The 17,588-nt window shown below is 63.1% G+C and carries 14 protein-coding genes; 1 reads left to right on the forward strand and 13 read right to left on the reverse strand.

Going from position 1 to position 17,588, the window contains the following annotated elements; translation table 11 throughout:
- Window positions 1-41 precede the first annotated feature (41 nt).
- From NKI15_RS03855 to oiaX, 13 genes are all read right to left on the reverse strand, one after another.
- Complete coding sequence (locus NKI15_RS03855) at window positions 42-980, reverse strand: sugar phosphate isomerase/epimerase family protein (RefSeq protein WP_023710712.1); 939 nt, start codon at window positions 978-980, stop codon at window positions 42-44.
- Entirely contained in the window at window positions 980-2,497 is a 1,518-nt protein-coding gene (locus NKI15_RS03860) for a glycerol-3-phosphate dehydrogenase (RefSeq protein ID WP_023672595.1), read from the reverse strand. The genes NKI15_RS03855 and NKI15_RS03860 overlap by 1 nt, the downstream gene beginning before the upstream one ends.
- On the reverse strand, window positions 2,494-4,053 hold the full coding sequence (locus NKI15_RS03865; RefSeq protein WP_352514111.1) for an FGGY-family carbohydrate kinase: 1,560 nt from the start codon (window positions 4,051-4,053) through the stop codon (window positions 2,494-2,496). Before NKI15_RS03865 ends, NKI15_RS03860 begins: the two co-directional genes overlap by 4 nt.
- Window positions 4,054-4,164: 111 nt before the next feature.
- Window positions 4,165-5,106: a D-ribose ABC transporter substrate-binding protein gene (locus NKI15_RS03870; RefSeq protein WP_081726801.1), complete on the reverse strand. Its 942-nt coding sequence runs from the start codon at window positions 5,104-5,106 to the stop codon at window positions 4,165-4,167.
- 39 nt (window positions 5,107-5,145) lie between these two features.
- Complete coding sequence (locus NKI15_RS03875) at window positions 5,146-6,279, reverse strand: ABC transporter permease (protein ID WP_023672598.1); 1,134 nt, start codon at window positions 6,277-6,279, stop codon at window positions 5,146-5,148.
- Between the two features lie 25 nt (window positions 6,280-6,304).
- Window positions 6,305-7,843, reverse strand: a complete 1,539-nt coding sequence (locus tag NKI15_RS03880) for a sugar ABC transporter ATP-binding protein (RefSeq protein WP_023818099.1) — start codon at window positions 7,841-7,843, stop codon at window positions 6,305-6,307.
- Window positions 7,840-8,487, reverse strand: coding sequence for a DUF2291 family protein (locus NKI15_RS03885; protein WP_023681693.1), 648 nt, complete (start codon window positions 8,485-8,487; stop codon window positions 7,840-7,842). Before NKI15_RS03885 ends, NKI15_RS03880 begins: the two co-directional genes overlap by 4 nt.
- 33 nt (window positions 8,488-8,520) lie before the next feature.
- The gene (locus tag NKI15_RS03890; RefSeq protein WP_245261041.1) at window positions 8,521-9,585 is read right to left on the reverse strand and encodes a sugar-binding transcriptional regulator; all 1,065 of its coding nucleotides are present in this window, start codon (window positions 9,583-9,585) and stop codon (window positions 8,521-8,523) included.
- A 277-nt stretch (window positions 9,586-9,862) separates the two neighbouring features.
- Window positions 9,863-11,575 carry a glycerol-3-phosphate dehydrogenase/oxidase gene (locus tag NKI15_RS03895; RefSeq protein WP_023706022.1) on the reverse strand — a complete coding sequence of 571 codons (1,713 nt, stop codon included), beginning with the start codon at window positions 11,573-11,575 and terminating at the stop codon, window positions 9,863-9,865.
- Window positions 11,572-12,348, reverse strand: coding sequence for a DeoR/GlpR family DNA-binding transcription regulator (locus NKI15_RS03900; protein WP_031194761.1), 777 nt, complete (start codon window positions 12,346-12,348; stop codon window positions 11,572-11,574). The genes NKI15_RS03895 and NKI15_RS03900 overlap by 4 nt, the downstream gene beginning before the upstream one ends.
- Complete coding sequence (locus tag NKI15_RS03905) at window positions 12,345-13,862, reverse strand: FGGY-family carbohydrate kinase (protein WP_023706023.1); 1,518 nt, start codon at window positions 13,860-13,862, stop codon at window positions 12,345-12,347. The genes NKI15_RS03900 and NKI15_RS03905 overlap by 4 nt, the downstream gene beginning before the upstream one ends.
- Window positions 13,863-14,097: 235 nt before the next feature.
- Window positions 14,098-15,432, reverse strand: a complete 1,335-nt coding sequence (locus tag NKI15_RS03910; RefSeq protein ID WP_023706024.1) for a four-carbon acid sugar kinase family protein — start codon at window positions 15,430-15,432, stop codon at window positions 14,098-14,100.
- A gap of 4 nt (window positions 15,433-15,436) precedes the next feature.
- A complete protein-coding gene (gene oiaX / locus NKI15_RS03915; RefSeq protein ID WP_023701694.1) occupies window positions 15,437-16,687 on the reverse strand; it encodes a 3-oxo-isoapionate-4-phosphate decarboxylase OiaX in 1,251 nt (416 codons plus the stop codon).
- Between the two features lie 186 nt (window positions 16,688-16,873).
- On the opposite strand from oiaX, the gene NKI15_RS03920 reads away from it, so the two are divergent.
- The gene (locus tag NKI15_RS03920) at window positions 16,874-17,587 is read left to right on the forward strand and encodes a transcriptional regulator NanR (protein ID WP_023672607.1); all 714 of its coding nucleotides are present in this window, start codon (window positions 16,874-16,876) and stop codon (window positions 17,585-17,587) included.
- Window position 17,588: the final 1 nt, after the last annotated feature.

Consider the following 17,588-nt stretch of genomic DNA (forward strand, 5'->3'; position numbering starts at 1 on the left):
TGTTTCCGGGTCTGCGCCGGCCTTCGGGCCGGCGGTTTGCCTCAAGCGCGAGGCTTGAGACTTTCGCGGCCGCTGTCGATGTAAGGCGCCCAGAAATCCACCGACTCACGGATCATTGCAATAACCTGATGATCGACCGGTTCCCTCTCCCGGAAGGAAAGTTCAAGGCAGATTTCATTGTCGGTTCCGCCACCCGCCCGCACGGCGTCGAGCAGCTTCTGCGGGATGATGCGGCCATCCTTGTTGTAGGCGGCGGTGAACGGCCAGTGCCCGCCCTTGTTCATCGACGATTGCTTGATGTGGATGATCGGCGATTGCAACGGGAACGCTTTCGCCCAGGCATAGGGATCAGTGTCGTCAGGATTGGGCGAGGTCACGTCGCCATGGTCGATGTCGACCATCATCTGCATCGGGATCGGCAGCTTGGCCGCATCGATGGCGCCCTGCAATTCGACGCAGCTTTCGATCGTGTGGCCAAACTCGCGGCCGACCGACATCGGTTCCCAGAAAAGGTAGGTCAGGCCCGCCGCCTTGGCGTGCTCGGCCACTTCGCGCCAGCATTCGAGCGCGATGTCGAGAAGCGCCGCGCGCCGCTGCGGATCGTCAAAATCCTTGTAGGTGAATATGGCGAACTGCGTGCCCATGCCCGACGCGCCGAGTTCGGCGGAGATGTCGGCGAAGGTCTTGAACCAATCGACATAATAGCGGCGCACATCCGCGTCCGGATGGCCGAAATGATTGAGCCGGCCATAGGGACCGGTCATACCCGAAGTGATCCGCACGCCGGTCCGCGCCAGGGCGCTGTTGAACAGGCGAACGAACTTGGCGATCGTTGCCGCCGGCCAGCCCGGATTGACGAATTCATGCGTCAGTTGCACGTCGCGGATGCCGATGCCATAGGCAATGGCGTCGATCAGATCGTCGGGATCGGCGAAGCGATTGACCAGCGGGTTGGTGTTCAGCGAAAGCGTGAAGGCCATCAGTTCACCGCCGCCATTGTCTTTGTGCACCAGTCTTCGAATGTTTTCCGCTCGGCCGCATTGATATGCAGCCCGTGTTTGGTCCGGCGTTCGAGAACGTCGGCGGCGGTCATCGCCCATTCGGTCTCGAACAGGAAGACAGCTTCGAGCTCATAGAAATCCGGGCCGAAACGACGGCCGAGATCGGCTTCGCCTTTTACGCCTTTCAGCAAGGCGCGCGTGCGCGTGCCGTAGCTGCGGGCATAGTGCTTCACCAGCGACGGGCTAAGCCACGAAAACTCGGCGTGCAGATCGCCCAGGAACTGCTCGAAATCCGCGTTGGGCAGGTCGCCTCCCGGCAGGGGAATTTTGGCTGTCCAGGCCTTCTTCATGGTCGGAAAGAAGGGCTGGATCTTTTCCAGCGCATGTTCGGACAGTTTGCGGAAGGTGGTGATCTTGCCGCCGAACACAGAAAGCAGCGGCGCGCCACCGTTCGGGGCGTCGAGTTCGAAGATGTAGTCGCGCGTCACCGCGCTCGGGTTGTCGGCATTGTCGTCATAGAGCGGCCGCACGCCCGAGAAACTGTAGACCACGTCCTGCGCGGTGAGTTGGCGCTTGAAGTAGCGGTTGACCACCTTGATCAGATAATCGATTTCGCTGGCTTCGGCCGCCACTAGCTCAGGCCTGCCTTCATAGGGTATGTCGGTGGTGCCGATCAGCGCCAGATCGTTCTCATACGGATTGACGAAAATCACCCGCTTGTCGTTGTTCTGGATCAGATAGGCCTGCCGTCCCTCCCAGAATTTTGGCACGACGATATGGCTTCCTTTTACCAGGCGAACGTTGCGGGTGGAATTCTGTCCGGCGACGCGGCTGACGATGTCATTCACCCATGGCCCGGCCGCGTTGACCAACCCGCGTGCGCGGACCCTCGTCACAGCGCCCGTGCGGCCGTCCTGCATGTCGATCGACCACAGGCCGTCTTCGCGCCAGGCAGCAATACAGGCCGTGCGAGTGAAGACTTTTGCGCCGCGCTGACTGGCATCGAGCGCATTGAGCAGCACCAGCCTGGCGTCATCGACCCAGCAGTCGGAATATTCGAAGCCACGCTTGAATTCGTCCCTGATCGGCGCCCCTTCCGGCGCCGTTCTCAGGTTCAGTGTCCTCGTTCCCGGCAGCCGCTTGCGGCCGCCAAGATGGTCGTAGAGAAACAGCCCGAGCCGCACCAGCCATGCCGGCCGGTCCTCGGGGCTGTGCGGCAGCACGAAACGCATTGGCCAGATGATGTGCGGCGCCGCCTCAAGCAGCACCTCGCGCTCGATCAGCGCTTCGCGCACCAGCCGGAACTCGTAATATTCGAGATAGCGCAGGCCGCCATGCACCAGCTTGCCGGAACGCGAGCTGGTGCCTTGCGCCAGATCGTCCTTCTCGCACAGGATGACCGACAGCCCGCGACCCGCGGCATCGCGCGCTATGCCGGCGCCGTTGACGCCACCGCCGATCACGAAGAGATCGACAATATCCGTTGTATCGCTCAAGACTTAGCTCCTGTGCGGTGCGCCATCGATTTCCACACCGGATGCAGCGCCTGACGCGCCGCGACAAAAGACGGAAACAGCGCATCGTAGGTTTGCGAAAGCGCCTCGTCATAGGCGTCGCATTCGCCCAGAAGCGGCGTCACCCATTCGGCGCAGCAATCATCCATCGAGCGATAAAAGCCGAGCCCGACCGCGGCCATCATCGCCGCACCCGCGGCACCTGCTTCTTGGCGGCTGCTGGTTCTGACCTGCGCGCGGGTTGCCGCGGCGATAATACGGCGCAGCGACGGACTGCGCGCCGCGCCGCCAGACAGGCGGATCTCGCTGGGCATGCTGCCCATGGCCTGGTAGCAATCGCGGGCCGCGAAGGCCAATCCCTCGAGAACGGCGCGCGCCAGATCGCCAAAACCGTGCTTGACCGAGAGGCCGATGAAGCCCGCGCGTGCGTCGGGGTCAACGAACGGTCCGCGTTCGCCGGCGAGCGAGATATAGGGCTGATAGACCAGCGATCCCGGCTCCGATCCTTCGACCCAGACATCGAGCGCTTTCAGCAGCTCGTCGCGCGAAGGTTTTGCGCCGCTGGCGGTCAGCACGTCGCGCGCCAGGCCAAGCAGCCAGTCGATGTTGAGCGTCGCCGCCATATTGGATTGCAGCTGCGCATAGGCGCCCGGAACCGGCATGGCGATCGTGTAGCCGGAGGCATTGTCGTTGAGGACGACATCATCAGGAGTGCGCGCTAGGCGTGTGTGGATGCCGGTCGAGCCGATGACCGTGCAGCCGACATTGCCGCTTGGATCATAGAGGCCGGCGCCGAGCGCGGTGCTGACCATGTCGACGTAGCCCAGCACCACCGGCGTGCCCGCAAGCAGGCCGGTCTCGCCTGCTGCCGACGCAGAAAGCGGATGATGGTCGGTCGTGCCTTCGAGCATGGGGGGCAGCAGGCGGCGGTGCGACGTCAGATCCAGAATGTCGAGCACCTCGTCGGAATAGCTGCGCGCGCGGAAATCGCCGAAGGTGAATGTTCCCTCCGAAGGATCGGTGGCGCGCTCGCCGGTCATCTTGAAATAGAGCCAGTCCTTGCAGTGAAAGGCAGTGGCGGCGCGCTCCAGGATTTCCGGGCTGTTTTTCTTCAGCCAGCTGAGCTGAGCGCCCTGCTGGCAGGCGTTGAGCCCGGTGCCGGTGATCTCGAACCGCGTGCGATCCCGGGAATCGCCGCGCATCTCGTCCACCAGATGTCCGGCGCGCGCATCGAGCCAGAGCCACGCGCGCCCGACCGGCATGCCGTCGCCATCGATCAGCCAGGTGCCGTCGCCCTGCCCGGTGACCGCGACGGCCGCGGTTCGCCGCGCGAGGTCTGGAATTTTCGTCGCCAGATCGAGAACGGTCAGCACCATGTCGCGCCAGGTCTGATTAAGGTCCTGTTCGGCGCCGCCGCCTTCCAGCGTGACGAAGCTGTTGGTCACCGATGCCATGGCGAGCTGCCGCCCCGATAGATCGAAAGCGACCGATTTGATCACGGACGTTCCCGCGTCGATCCCGATCAGCAGGTCTTTCATGCCGCAAGTTCCGGATGGTTATGAAGGCAAGTCACAAGGAGCAGTCTTTGTTGTCTCGAAGCCATGGAAGAGCCAGGGAGTGTCCGCGAAGGACACCCCCTGAGCAGGTTTTTATTCCGACAGCACGAAGGGTGCGGTGTACTTGTCCACATTGTCCTTGGTGATGAGCAGGCAATCGAACAGTTGCTTCTCGCTGGTGGCGCCGGTAGCGCCCGTCTTGATGAACGAGTCGGCCTGCTGCACGGCCTTGGCCGAGAAGATGGCCACCGGCTGAAGCACGGTGTACTGCAGTTCGCCGGACTTGATGGCCGCAACCGCATCCGGGGAGCCGTCAAAGCCGCCGACCTTGATGCCGGCGAGCTTGCCGGCTTCCTTCAGCGCCGCAACCGCGCCAAGCGCCATTTCGTCGTTGCCGCTGATCACCGCGATGATGTCGGGATTGGCCTGCAGCATGCTCTGCATCTTGTCGTGTCCCTGGGTACGATCCCAGTTGGCGACCTGCGAAGCGGCCTTTTCGAGATCCGGATACTGGCTCAGCACAGTCGCGTAGCCGTTCGAGCGCGTGGCGGCGTTGTTGTCCGAGGGGGCGCCGAGCAGTTCGACATACTTGCCCTTTTCACCGACCGCCTGCACCCACTGCTGGGCGCCGAGAGCCGCACCCTGGGCGTTGTTGGAGACGAGCTGTCCCTTGGCAAGACCTTCCTGGTTGATCTCGGCATTGACGAGGAAAACCGGGATGTTGGCGGCAATCGCCTTCTTCACCGCGCCGACCGAACCATCGGCATTGGCCGGGTCGAGGATGATCGCCACCGACTTGTTGGTGATGGCGGTGTCGATCAGATTGCTTTCGGTATTGGTGTCGCCCTTGTGGGCGGCGACGTTGGCTGTATAGCCAAGCTTTTCGGCTTCGGCCTTGGCGACGTTGCCTTCGGTCAGCCAGTAGGGGTTGGCCGGATCGTTGACGATGATCGAGATCAGGCCCGCGGCCGATGCGGCTGCGCTAAACCCGACCACCATCGCGGCGGCAAGCAAACTTCTAAGCACGATTTTCATGTACATTCCTCCAATGATTTTACGCGGTCTTGCTGCCAGTCAGCTGGCAGTCTTCCCTTGGGCAGGATTGGCCGGTTCGGCCTTCCCCCGTTTCTGAGAAGTCGGTTGGCCGCCCGTCGAAGCTGGAAGCTTGCTACGGCGGCGATACTGAACGGCATTGAGGAGCACGGCGAGCACGATGACGGCGCCGGTGAACACTGTCTGCCAGTAGGATGAGATGCCGATGATCACCAGACCATCGGATAGGAAGCCGATGACGAAGGCTCCGAGCAAGGTGCCGCGAATGTTGCCGCGCCCGCCGGTGAGTGCGGCGCCGCCGATGACCACGGCGGCGATGGCCGTCAGTTCGTAGGTGGTGCCGGCGGTCGGCCCGGCCGAGGTCAGCTGCGAGGACAGGATCAGGCCGGCAATGGCGGCGCAGATGCCCGACAGCACATAGACCGAAATCTGCACGGTCTTGACCGGAACGCCGGAGAGTTCGGCGGCGCGCTCATTGCCGCCCGAGGCGTAGAGCCAGCGTCCAAAGGCGGTGCGGTTCAGGACGATGCTGCCGATCAGCGCGATAACCGCCAGCACCACCACGCCGGTCGGCACGCCGAACAGGCGGTTGAAGCCGAGAGCATCGAAACCGGTGTTGCCCAACTCCGGCTTGCCGCCGAGATTGTTGTAGGTCAGGCCGCTGGTCATCAGCAGTGCCAGGCCGCGCGCCATGTACATGACGCCGAGCGTGGCGACGAAGGCCGGAACCTTGAACCGCGCGATCAGCACGCCGTTGATAAGCCCGACGGCCGCACCCAGCATGCAGGCCAGCACCGCGACCATCCAGACCGGCGGGTAGAGAACGACGCCCAGCCAGGTCAGCGTCACGCCCTGCATCAGAAACCCAGCGACGACGCCGGCAAGCCCGAGCGTCGACCCCACCGACAGGTCGATGCCGCCATTGAGGATGACCAGCAGCATGCCGACGGCGAGAATCCCGAAGATGGCGACATGCGAGGCCATGGTCAGGAAATTCGCCACCGAGAGGTAATAGGGCGACAGGATCGAGAAGACGACAATGATGACGATCAGGGCAAAGAAGGCCCGGCCTTCGAGCAGCAGCTTGGCCACGTCGAAGCCCTCGCCGCCCGCATTGGGGCTGGACTGTTTGCTGGCCTGGCTGACATCGCTCATGGGTCGGGGCTCCGAAATTCTATGGTCAGGCGACCACGGCTTCGCCGGAGGCGGCCATGATCTGCTCTTTGGTGGCGTTGGCGCCGAATTCGGCTGAAATCTTGCCGCGCCGCATGACGACGATGCGATGGGCGATGCTGAGGCACTCATTGACCTCCGAGGTCGAGAAGACGACCGCCAGGCCTTGCGCGGCACGCTCGCTGAGCAAGCGAAAGACTTCGGCCTTGGCGCCGACATCGATGCCGCGGCTCGGCTCGTCGAGAAGGATGACCTTGGGATCTGTCGTCAGCATCTTGCCGATGACGACCTTCTGCTGGTTGCCGCCCGACAGCGATCCGATCATGGCGTTGCCGCCCGCGGTCTTGATGGTCACCTTGCGGATCGAATCGTCGATCAGTGCGCGTTCCCTCGGCCGGGAGAGGAACAGGCCTTTCGCGAACGCCTCGATGCTGGCAAGCGACAGATTGCGGCCGACGGTCATGGTCTGAACCAGGCCGTCGCGCTGGCGATCCTCGGGGACCAGAACCAGACCTCGGGCGATGCGCTGGGCAATGGTCAGCCCCGAAACGTCCTCACCCTCCAGCAGCGCCCGCCCGCCCGCCATGGGCACACGGCCGGCGACGGCCTCCAGCAATTCCGTGCGGCCCGCGCCCATCAGCCCATAGATGCAGACGATCTCGCCCGCTTTGACATCCAGCGACAGATGATCGACGACGTAGCCTGAACCCGAAGCGTCGGTGACGCTGACATCCTCGATCGACAGCGCGACCTCACCAAACGCATGGCCGGTCGGCGGCGAGCCGAGGTCGAAATTCTCACCCACCATGTTGCGGACGATCCATTCGAGGTCGATGTCCTTGGCTTCGGCCGTCGCCGTGATCGCCCCGTCACGCAGCACGACGGCGTAGTCGGTGATCTGCAGCGCCTCTTCGAGGTGATGCGAGATGTAGACGATGGAGACACCGCGGCTGGTCAGATCGCGGATCACCTTGAACAGCACTTCGACCTCCGTGGCGCTCAGCGCGGAGGTCGGCTCGTCCATGATCAGGATGCGGCTGTCGACCGATAGCGCGCGTGCGATCTCGACGATCTGCTGCTGCCCCAGGCGCAGGTCCTCCACCAAGGTCATCGGATCGATGTCTTCTTCGAGGTCGGCCATCAGCGCCCGCGCTTGGCGCGACTCCTCGGCGAAGTCGAGGCCGGTTCTGGTGCGCAGTTCGCGGCCCATGAAGATGTTGTCGCGAACGCTCAGATTCGGCGCCAGGCTGAGCTCCTGGTGGATGATCGAAATGCCGCGGTCGCGCGCGTCCGAAGACGAGGAAAAGCTGACGAGATTGCCGTCGAGCACGATGTCGCCGGATGTCGGCGTGACCACGCCGGACAGGATCTTCATCAGCGTCGATTTGCCGGCGCCATTCTCTCCGAACAGGGTGGTGACCTTGCCGCGATGGATGTCGAAGTTGACGCCCTTGAGCGCGTGGACGCCGCCATACGACATGACGACATTGCGCGCCGAAAGCACGGCATCGCCAGTCGCGGGTTCTGTGCCGGCAGCCATTGTCATTTGACGTCCAGCCTCACCGGTGTGACCAGCCAGCTCTTCGGATTGACCAGCTTGAAGACGCCGACCACCGCTATTGTCTTGCCGGTCAAGGCACTGGTATCGACTTTCGCCAGCACCTCCTTCTTCATCTCGTTGTTCAGCGCCGAGCCGGCGTCCTGATACTCGATCTGGTTGGTGAACTGACCAAAGGTGATCTTGCCGGTGGCGTCGCGAAGCTCGGTTCCGTTGATCGCCGGCCCAGTCTGTACGCGGACGGTCAACGTGTCCGGCAAACCGTCGACGGCGACCTTGTAGATGCCCGATTTTCCCTCGCCGACGACGCCGGTGAACTTGACCGAGATGACCGGTCCGACTCCCGCCGGCACGCCATATTCCTTTTCGGCCGTCGCCCTGTCCTTGGCGATCGCCGCCGCCACCGTCGCGGCGTCGGCGGCACGCGCTTCGACATCGGCCTGCACCTTGGGAAATTCAGACTTGCCGTAGTCGGCGGCCGAAAACACCGCGTTGCGAACATCGCCGGCAGAGCCGATCTTGATCACCTTGGTGTCGAGCGCCATGGCGCCGAGCAGAACCACAACCGCAGCGCCGGCAAGCACCCGGCGCAGGCCGGGCGAAGCTTGCCGGGCGGTGGCCTTCGCGCTCATGATGCAACCACCAGCGGTGCGGATTGTCCGTTGTCACGCATTCGAAGTTCCTCCGTTCACGTAGCGCTTCGCGGTCCCGGCTGCATCGTCGAGCTCGACCAGCGCGCGGGCCGTGCATTCGTCGGTGATCAGGCCGCTGAGATAACGGCTTTCGAGTACCGCCTTGATGGCGCGCACCTTCACCTTGCCGCCGGCGACGGCAACGATCCTGCGGCCCTTCAACTGATCGCGCGGAAGCGCCAGTATTCTTTCCGACAGCGCCGTTTCGACCGGACGCCCCTTGTCGTCGAAGAAATGCGCCAGCAATTCACCGACGCCGCCGTCCCGCTTGACCTCATCGATTTCGGAAGGCTCGATCATGCCGGTGGCGACCAGCGACGCCTCCCGCTCGGCCGTGCCTATTCCGACGAACATCAGGTCGGACCGGCTGGCGAGAGCGAACACATCGCTGATGCCGCGTTGGCCAAGCAGCACTTCACGGTCCTCGGCGGTATTGGCGACAAAAGGCACCGGCATGACAAAGGCCTGCGCGCCTGTCCGCTCTGCCAGGCGATGCATGACGTCGTGCGGATTGGCGGCGAATTTGCGCGTCACGCCGCCAAGCAGCGAGACGAAACGGATGTGAGCAGCAGTTGCGCGCGTCAGATATTCGACGCTGGCGGCAAGCGTGCGGCCATGGCCGACGCCGATCAGCATGTCTTCGCCGCGATCGATTTCGCGCTTCAGGAACTGGGCGCCTGCAATGCCCAGCCCCTTCAGCGGCAGTTCGTCCTGATCGAGATCGGGAACCACCTCGCAATAGTGGAGCCCATAGGCGGCGATCAGGCGCTGTTCCAGGTCGACGCATTCGGCGACGTCGCCGTCGATGAAGACCCTGACCAGACCTTCCTGGTTGGCCTTGGTGATCAGCCTATGCGCCTTGAGGCTGGTCAGGCCAAGCCGCTTGGCCACCTGGGCCTGGGTCAGACCACCGGCATAGTGCAGCCAGGCCGCGCGCGTGGCGAGGCTGGACTCATGGTCGCGGTTTGCGCTTCCGCCGGAATTCAAGCCATCCCCTCCCCAGGTGATAATATTATCTTTGTGTGCAAAAATTTTCATACCTTTGCATCGCTGTCAATCCCTCCGCAGATGGTTGCCTCAGCCGATGTTCGGCAGCCAACGCGGGCCTATTAGAAGCTAAGCATATAATCCGACCATACGGCAGTGTTAATTTAACGTCAATTTGTGTTCCCTCATCCAGGTGACGGCATGAACCCGTAGGGCGCCGGCAAAATCCCAATCCGGGTGCAAAATGGGAAGGTTGATGCACACGGCGCAACAAGGGCAAATCGATCGGATTGCCTCAGGAAAAGCTAAGGTGTCGGCGATGGAGCGATCAGTCCAGCCGCATCAGGTTCCTGCCCTCGAGTTCGACAACAGCGGCTTCGACCTCCCGCGCGAGGCGCTCGGTGCTCCACCCCAACGCCCGCCCGGCGATCGCGGCAATCTCCTGCAGGTCGCGGCTCGTCAACGAGCCGCCTATCGCCAACGTGCTGCGGCGCATAACGACATCGGCCAGATGTTCGACGAATTCGTTGCGCACGATGTAGTCGATTTCCGCCTTGCCGTAGCCGTCCGAGTCCGGCAGACGACCCTCATCATCCGACCCATGCCTGGCGATCTCAACGGCTCTGGTCCCGTAGCGCGACAGCAATTGATCAAGGCGCCCTTCCCCGGCGCCTGTTGCCTGCTGTGCCTCGGCCAGCCAGTCCGCGCGGGCCGGGGCGTTGGCCGGGAAATCCCTCCCGCCGCCGATCGGCATGGCTCGCGTCGTCACCTTGCGGCTGCGCTGCAAGCGCTTGAGTACGGTATCAGTGACTTCCTCGGCAAAGCCGCGGAACGTCGTCCATTTGCCGCCGACCAGCGAAATGACTGCAAAGGGCCTGTTGCCGTCCGGCTCGGCAACGGGCGCCGAATGATCGCGGCTGATCAGTCCGGGCGTCGCTGCTTCAGACGTCGGCAGCGGCCGGATGCCGCTATAGGCGTAGACGATCTGGTCGCGCTCGAACGCCATGCCCGGCAGCAGCGTTCGCACGCTGTCGAGCAGATAGTCGACTTCTTCGGGTTCGCAGCGGACCGCGTCCGGATTGTCGGCCTTGATGTCGGTCGAGCCGACCAGCGCCAGGCCGAGATAGTCGTAGACCAGGCAGATGCGGCCGTCATCGGCCTCGAAATAGAGCATGCGCCCGGCGAGGCTTTTGACCAGTTCGTCATGCCTTAACAGGATATGCGAGCCCTTGGTGCCGCCGATCATCTTCGATGGAGCACCAAGCAGCGCGTTGACGTCGTCGATCCACGGACCGGCGGCGTTCACCACCAGCTTCGGCCGCACCGAAAAGGCCGCGCCGTTTTCCGGCTGGAAGGTGAGCGCGCCATTGGCTGAAGCCGCCAGTGTCGTGTAGTTGGCACCGGCAGACGCCGCGTGAGCCTGCAAGCCGTCGAGGATCAGTTCCAGCACCAGCCTTTCCGGGTGACTTATCTTGGCGTCGTAGTAGGTGCCGGTGGCGACGATCGCCGGATTGAGCGCCGGCATCTCAACAAGCGCCTGCCGCCGCCCGACCATGCGGTGGCGCGGCATGACCTGGTTTCGTGAACCGTAGAAATCGTAGATCATCAAGCCGATCTTGATCAGCATGGCGCCGCGGCTGCGCGGCGCGCTGGTCGAGCCGAACAGCGTTCGCAACGCCGCGAGCATGCCCTTGCTCCACGAGAAGATCGGGATGACGGTCGGCAGCGGGCTGACATAGTGCGGCGCGTTTTGAAGAAGCAGATTGCGTTCGAGCGTCGACTGCGCCACCAGCCCGAACTCGCCGGTCTCGAGATATTTCAAGCCGCCGTGGATGAGCCTCGACGGCGCGGCACTGGTGCCCGAGCCGAAATCCGCCTTTTCGACGATCAGGCAGCTGACACCTTGCGCGCACAGATCGCGAAACAGCCCAGCCCCGTTGATGCCGGCGCCAAGAATGACGACGTCGACTTCGCCGGTCCCGGCCATCGCGGCGAGACGCCCGGCGGGATTGTCCGCCCCGGCTCCATCTGCTGGGTTCATGGCGCCTTCGTCTTGACGATGCGCAACTTCACCCCCGCCCGTTCGAGGCTCTGCGCCTGCGCATCGCCCAGACCCTCGGTCACCAGCACGGCGTCGAAACTGGTCAGATCGTCGAAGACATGCAGCGCGATCCGGTCGAATTTTGCGTGGTCGACCAAAAGGATGCGCTTCACGGAGGCGGTCATCATCGCCTGCTTGACCCGCACGACATTCGGATCCTGGATGAAAGCAGTGGTTCCGGTGACGGCCGAAGCCGAACAGATCAGCACATTGGCGCGCAACTGCGCCACGGCGTTCTCGCAGACAATGCCGATATAGGCATTGTAGGTGCCGTGATACTGGCCGCCGAGGCAGATGAAATCGATATCGTCCACATTGATCAATTGGCCCGCCGTCGAGACGCTGTTGGAAATGACGGTCAGCGGCTTGACGTCGAGCAGCAGCGTCGCGACCGCGTTTGCCGTCGATGAATCGTCCAGCATCACCACCTGGCCGGCCTCGATATAATCCAGTGCCGCCCGCGCCAGTGCATCCTTCTCGGCTCGATTGACGGTCACCCGGTAGCGGAAAGCGCTCTCGTACAGGCCGGAAGGCTGGACCGTCACCGCACCGTGCAGCTTGCGCAGCACGCCCTGCTGCGCCAGCCGGTCGATATGCCGGTGGATGGTCATGCGCGACACGCCGAAATGCTCGACCAGATCATCGATGCGCACCTGGCCGAGCTTGATCACATAATCGGCGATCTCTTCGCGTCGTTCGTCGGCCTTGATCATGCGTTTACCCCCGCCAGCCTTTCGATATCAGGCCAAAGCGACTTCAGCTGCTCGGCTATGCGGCAGTAGAGCGAAAACCGCTCATTGAACACAGCACTGGAAGCGGGCACGGGTTGATACGTCCGCGCCGTCATGCCGACCTGCCTGGCGCCCTCTTGCGGCGTCTTGAACAAGCCGACCGCGGCACCAGCGCAAAGCGCGGCACCCAAAGCCGCGGTCTCATCCGTCGAGGTGACGGTGACCGGGGCGTTCAGCACGTCGGCAAACATCTGGACGAAGGCAGGATTACGCGAGCCGCCGCCGGTCAGGCGGATCTCGCTGATAGCAAAGCCGTCGCGCAAGGCTTCGACATGGGTTCGGTGATTGAAGGCGATGCCTTCCAGAACCGCCTTCAGCATGTCGCCGCGATTGTGCCAGCCATGCAGGCCGACAAAGCTGCCGCTGGCCAAATCGCCATAGGGAGAGCCGAACAGATAGGGATGAAACAGGACGGTGGAAGGCTTCTTCAGCGCCGCGTCGATCTCGCTCGCCAGCAGTTCGTGGATGGAACCGCCATCCGTCCTGTCCTGCTCCGCGCGGCAAAACGTGTCGAGAAACCAGTCGTAGTTCGCGGTCGAGGCCGGCGAGATCGACATGTTGTTCCAACGGCCCGCATCGATGGCGTTGCGGCAGAACCAGCGTCGGTCGACGCGCGGTTGCGAAGAGACGACTTCGTTGATGGAATAGGTGCCGGCGACGATGGCGAGCACGCCGTCCTCATGACCGCCCATGCCAAGCGCCGAGGCGGCCACGTCGTGCAGGCCGCAGGCGACCGGTGTTCCCTTGCGAAGGCCGGTCTTTTCGGCGGCATCGGCGGTGACTTGACCGGCGATGTCAGCCGAATGCGCCACCGGCGGCAGCGCGTCGAACAGATCCTCCAACCCGAAGATGCGCAGCGCTTCAGGCGCATAGGCTTGCGTGCGAAAATCCGTGAATGAGGTGCTGGCCTCCGTGCGGTCGGTCCCGATCGTGCCGCTCAGGCAAAAGCGCAGCCAGTCCTTGCAGGCCAGCACATGGCCAATGCGGCCATAGCGATCAGGATCGTTCTGCTTGAGCCATGCCAGCAGCGCCGACGGCGCCGAAACATGCGGCGTCTGGCCTGTCGTCGCCAGCGCATCGGTGAAAACGGTACCGGCGGACCACCTGTCGACAATGTCGCCGGCGCGGCTGTCGAGCGACAGGATGCCTGGTCCCAAAGGCTGACGATCATGATCGAGCAGATAGAGACCATCGCCATGCGCGGTCGCCGCCACCGCCTTGATGTCTTCCGCCGGCCTGCCGGAGAGCGCGATCGCCTCCTTGATGGCGTCGGCGGTTGCTTGCCACAGGCCTGCCATGTCGCGCTCCACCCAGCGCGCGTGGAGCATCGATTGCGCCACCCGGCGACGCGCCACGGACAATTGCGTGCCGTCGCCATCGAAGATGACCGCCTTGGTGACCGTGAGGCCGTTATCGATTCCGAGCAGGCTGGGCATGATCACCGCCTCTTTCAGCATTGGCGATTGCTACAGGGCGATCCTGCAGTCTGATGCAAGGGCGAAACACATGGCGACAACCCCGATTGAGCAAGGCGGATAAATGGCAAAAGTACCTTGCCCCGACAAAACACCCATATCTTTATGTGAATTTAACGTCAACATGCGCGACAAAAACCGCTACGGCGCCGTTAGAGGGCATGAATGGATCTCGCCGTTGCCAGGCGACGCGTAATCAGCTGCTAAGGCCGTCACGGATGGCGCTGAAATAGCGGTCGGTTCCAACCTGCCCGCCCTTGAGTGCCACCTCCAGCCCATCGATCGCCTTGACGCGCGAGTGAGCGACGCAAAGCGGCGAGCCCGGCGACGCCGGCAACGGCATCCGCACGGTCAGCGCATCGACACCCATCTGGCCGAGCGCGTGGCTCGACGTATCGCCGCCGGCAACGACCACGCGCTGCAACTTCTGCTCGATGGTCAGCGCGCGAAGCAGTTCGCCGAGGCCCCGCCCGAGCTTGTGGCGGGCGCCTTCCTGGCGGTCGATGTCGTCCCCCCTGTCGGCCGCGGGTCCAAGGGCCGTGTAGAGAACGACGCTGCGTCCGCCTTCCAGGCTGGCGCGACCGGCTGCTGCTGCGCGTGCGATCGCATCTCCGGAAGCTTCGGAGACCAGTTCGACGGGATCGACCTCGATGCCGTCGAAGCCGTCAGTCAAAGCGTGACGGATCTGTCGTTCGGTCGTCGACGAACAACTGCCCGAGACGACCGCGATCCGGTCGGCGGCACCCGGCGGCGAAAATTCTGGTTCAGCTCTGACTGTCCCGTTCGACACCCATTCGGCCAGCAGCGCATATTCGATCCCCGACGAGCCGACGACGAACGAACCGCCCGGCTTGCGGGCGCGCCATATCTCCTTGCCGGCAAGCGCCTGCGTCTCGAGGCTGTCGACATCGACAAGTACGATGTCGGTGCCCTCAGCGAGCAAGCGGTCGAAGGCTTCCGAGCGCGACGCCGACTGCAACGTCGCGAGATCGACCAGCCCCGACGTGAGCTCCGTCTGCCGCGACAGATGGATCAGCAGGTCGGATTCATCCATCGGCGTCGTCGGGTGGCGGCTCATCACCGGATGGCGGTCGATGCGGAAATACTTTTCACGATAGGCCGCGAATAGATGACCGAAGGCAGTGTAACGCTTGAGTTGCGGCGCCCCAACCAGCAGCGGCACGCTGTCCTGCGCGAAGACCGAGCGGCCGATCTCGATCGCCCGGCCGATGCTGCCGATCGCCGGGCTGGAATCGAAGGTCGAGCAGACCTTGTAGTGACAGATCGCGGCATTCAGCGTCTTCAGCCAAGCGAAGGCATCGCTCAGATGCGTGTCCATCCATTGCGGCGTCTCGCTGCGGCTGGTGCCGGCCAGGCCAATGGCGCGGCAATGGCTGAACTGCTCAACCATGGCCGCGTCCGGCTGGCGCATGAACAGCACGGTCGGGACGCCGCCGAGTTCGAGCGCTTCCATGACGTCGGTCGAGCCGGTGAGGTCGTCGCCATAATAGCTGAGAAGCAGGTCTTGCATTGCTTCAGGCCGCTTTGCCGTCGCCGAATTTTTCGATCGACCGCGCCAGCTCCGGATGGCTCAAGGCGAAATCCGCCAGCGGAATGCCGTCGACCGCCGCCTGCCAGGCTTGCTGCACGGCACGCACCCCGGCGCCCGGTCCATCCGGATGGCTGACGATGCCGCCGCCGCACAGATAGAGCAGATCGACCGTGCGGCCGGTCCGTTCATAGGTCTCGGGCGCTTGCCCGCCCCATTGGCCGGAGCCCGCCACAGGCAAGGCGCAATCCTCAGGCGCAAAAATCGGCGTCGTCACCGCCTTGAAGGACTCGACGAAAGACGCGTCCGGCTCCCAGTATTTCGATTGGATGCCGTTGATCTGGAACTGGTCGACGCCGAGCAGCCGCCAGAACTGTTGCCAGACCTTGAAGTCCATGCCGAGGCCGGGATGGCGAGTAAGAATGTCCCAGCCGTTGCGATGGGCATGCAGCACCAGGCTGGAGCGTTTTCTAAGAAACGCCATGCCACCGAAGCCTATCGAATTGATGTTGACCACCGCGCAATTGCCGCCCGCCTTGGCCACCAGATCGTGGTTGCGCATCATCTCGTCCGGGTCGGCATGCGAGATGCCGAAGGCATACATCACCTTCTTGCCGGTCCTCTGCTCGTGGTCGAGGATCAGCGGCATGATTGCCTTCACCCGCTCCGCCAGCGGCGAATAGGCCGGGCTCATCAGCTTCTCGTCGTCCTTGATGAAATCGACGCCGGCGGCGATCAGCTCCCCCACCATTGCGGCGGTCTCGTGTGGCCGAAGCCCCAGCGCCGGCTTGACGATGGTGCCGATAATCGGTCGGTCCGCAACACCTGTCAGCCTGCGGCTGCCGGCGACGCCGAACTGCGGACCCGGATGGGCGCCACTGAATTCCCCCGGCAATTTCATGTCGACGACGCGAATGCCGGACAGGCCCTTGATCGAATAGGCGCCGCCGATGGCAATCGTCATCAGCGCCGACAGGTCGGTCCCGATGGCATCGAATGGAAAGGCGATGTCGACATCCGCGCGCTTGAACGGCCCGTCACCGGCCTCGGGAAGCGATGGCCTGTCAGCCTCAGGCAAATGCCGAATGGTCAGGACACGCGCGGCCACCCGGGCTTTCAGTTCCTCGGTCTCACCGGGCAGCGCGACGAAGGTTCCAGTCGACTGGTCGCTGGCGATCTTGGTCGCCAGCGCCTCGATGCTACCTGACGTTTCGATGCGGTAGGTGAGCGTGATCATGGTTCGTTGTCTGAGGCCGCGGAGGTTCGAAATGAGTTCCTTGATCGTCAGAATCTGGTATAATGAGTACATAAGCTTTGCAAGCAATATCCTGTCTTGCGGCTATGGCCGATCGGGGCGACGGCCATTCCGGGAATGGCTGTGGCAATGCTAGATAGAGACAGGTCAAGGGAGTGATTCGCGACGATGAACCGTTCGGAGCCGATCGTCCGGCGCAAACTTTCCGACGAAGTGTTTTTGCGGCTGAAGCGCCTGATCACCAGCGGAGAATTGACGCCGGGCGACGACATGCCGTCGGAGCGCGAGTTGATGGAGCGCTTCGAGGTCGGCCGTCCCGCGATCCGCGAGGCGATGCAGGCGCTGAGCAATATGGGCCTCGTCGCGATCTCGCATGGGGAACGCGCCAAGGTGCTCCAGCTGACCGCCAAGTCGATCATCAAGCAGGTCGATGGCGCAGCCAAGATCATCCTGTCGTCGTCGAAGGACACGTTGGAACACCTGAAAACGGCGCGCATCTTCTTCGAGCGCGGTATGGTCAGGGAAGCCGCCGAAAACGCCACTGCCGAGGACGTTGAGCAGCTGCGGGCCACAATTGCCGAACAGCGTGGCTTTCGCGGCGATTCCGAAGCCTTCATCTCCGCCGACATGAAGTTTCACACCCAGATCGCGGCGATCTCGGGCAACCCGATCTATATCGCCGTCAGCGAGGCGATGCTCGGTTGGCTGAAGGAATATCACACCGAAATGCTGATCTGGACCGGCAAGGAACAGTTCACGCTGACCGAGCATGAAGAGATCATCGGCCGCATTGAGAAGAAGGATGCCGACGGCGCCGAGAAGGCGATGATCAAGCACCTCGAGCGCTCGCGCGCGCTTTATGTGATGAACTCCGGCAACTGAT

The sequence above is a fragment of the Mesorhizobium sp. M0862 genome (assembly GCF_040319795.1).
In the GTDB taxonomy this organism is placed as follows: Bacteria; Pseudomonadota; Alphaproteobacteria; order Rhizobiales; family Rhizobiaceae; genus Mesorhizobium.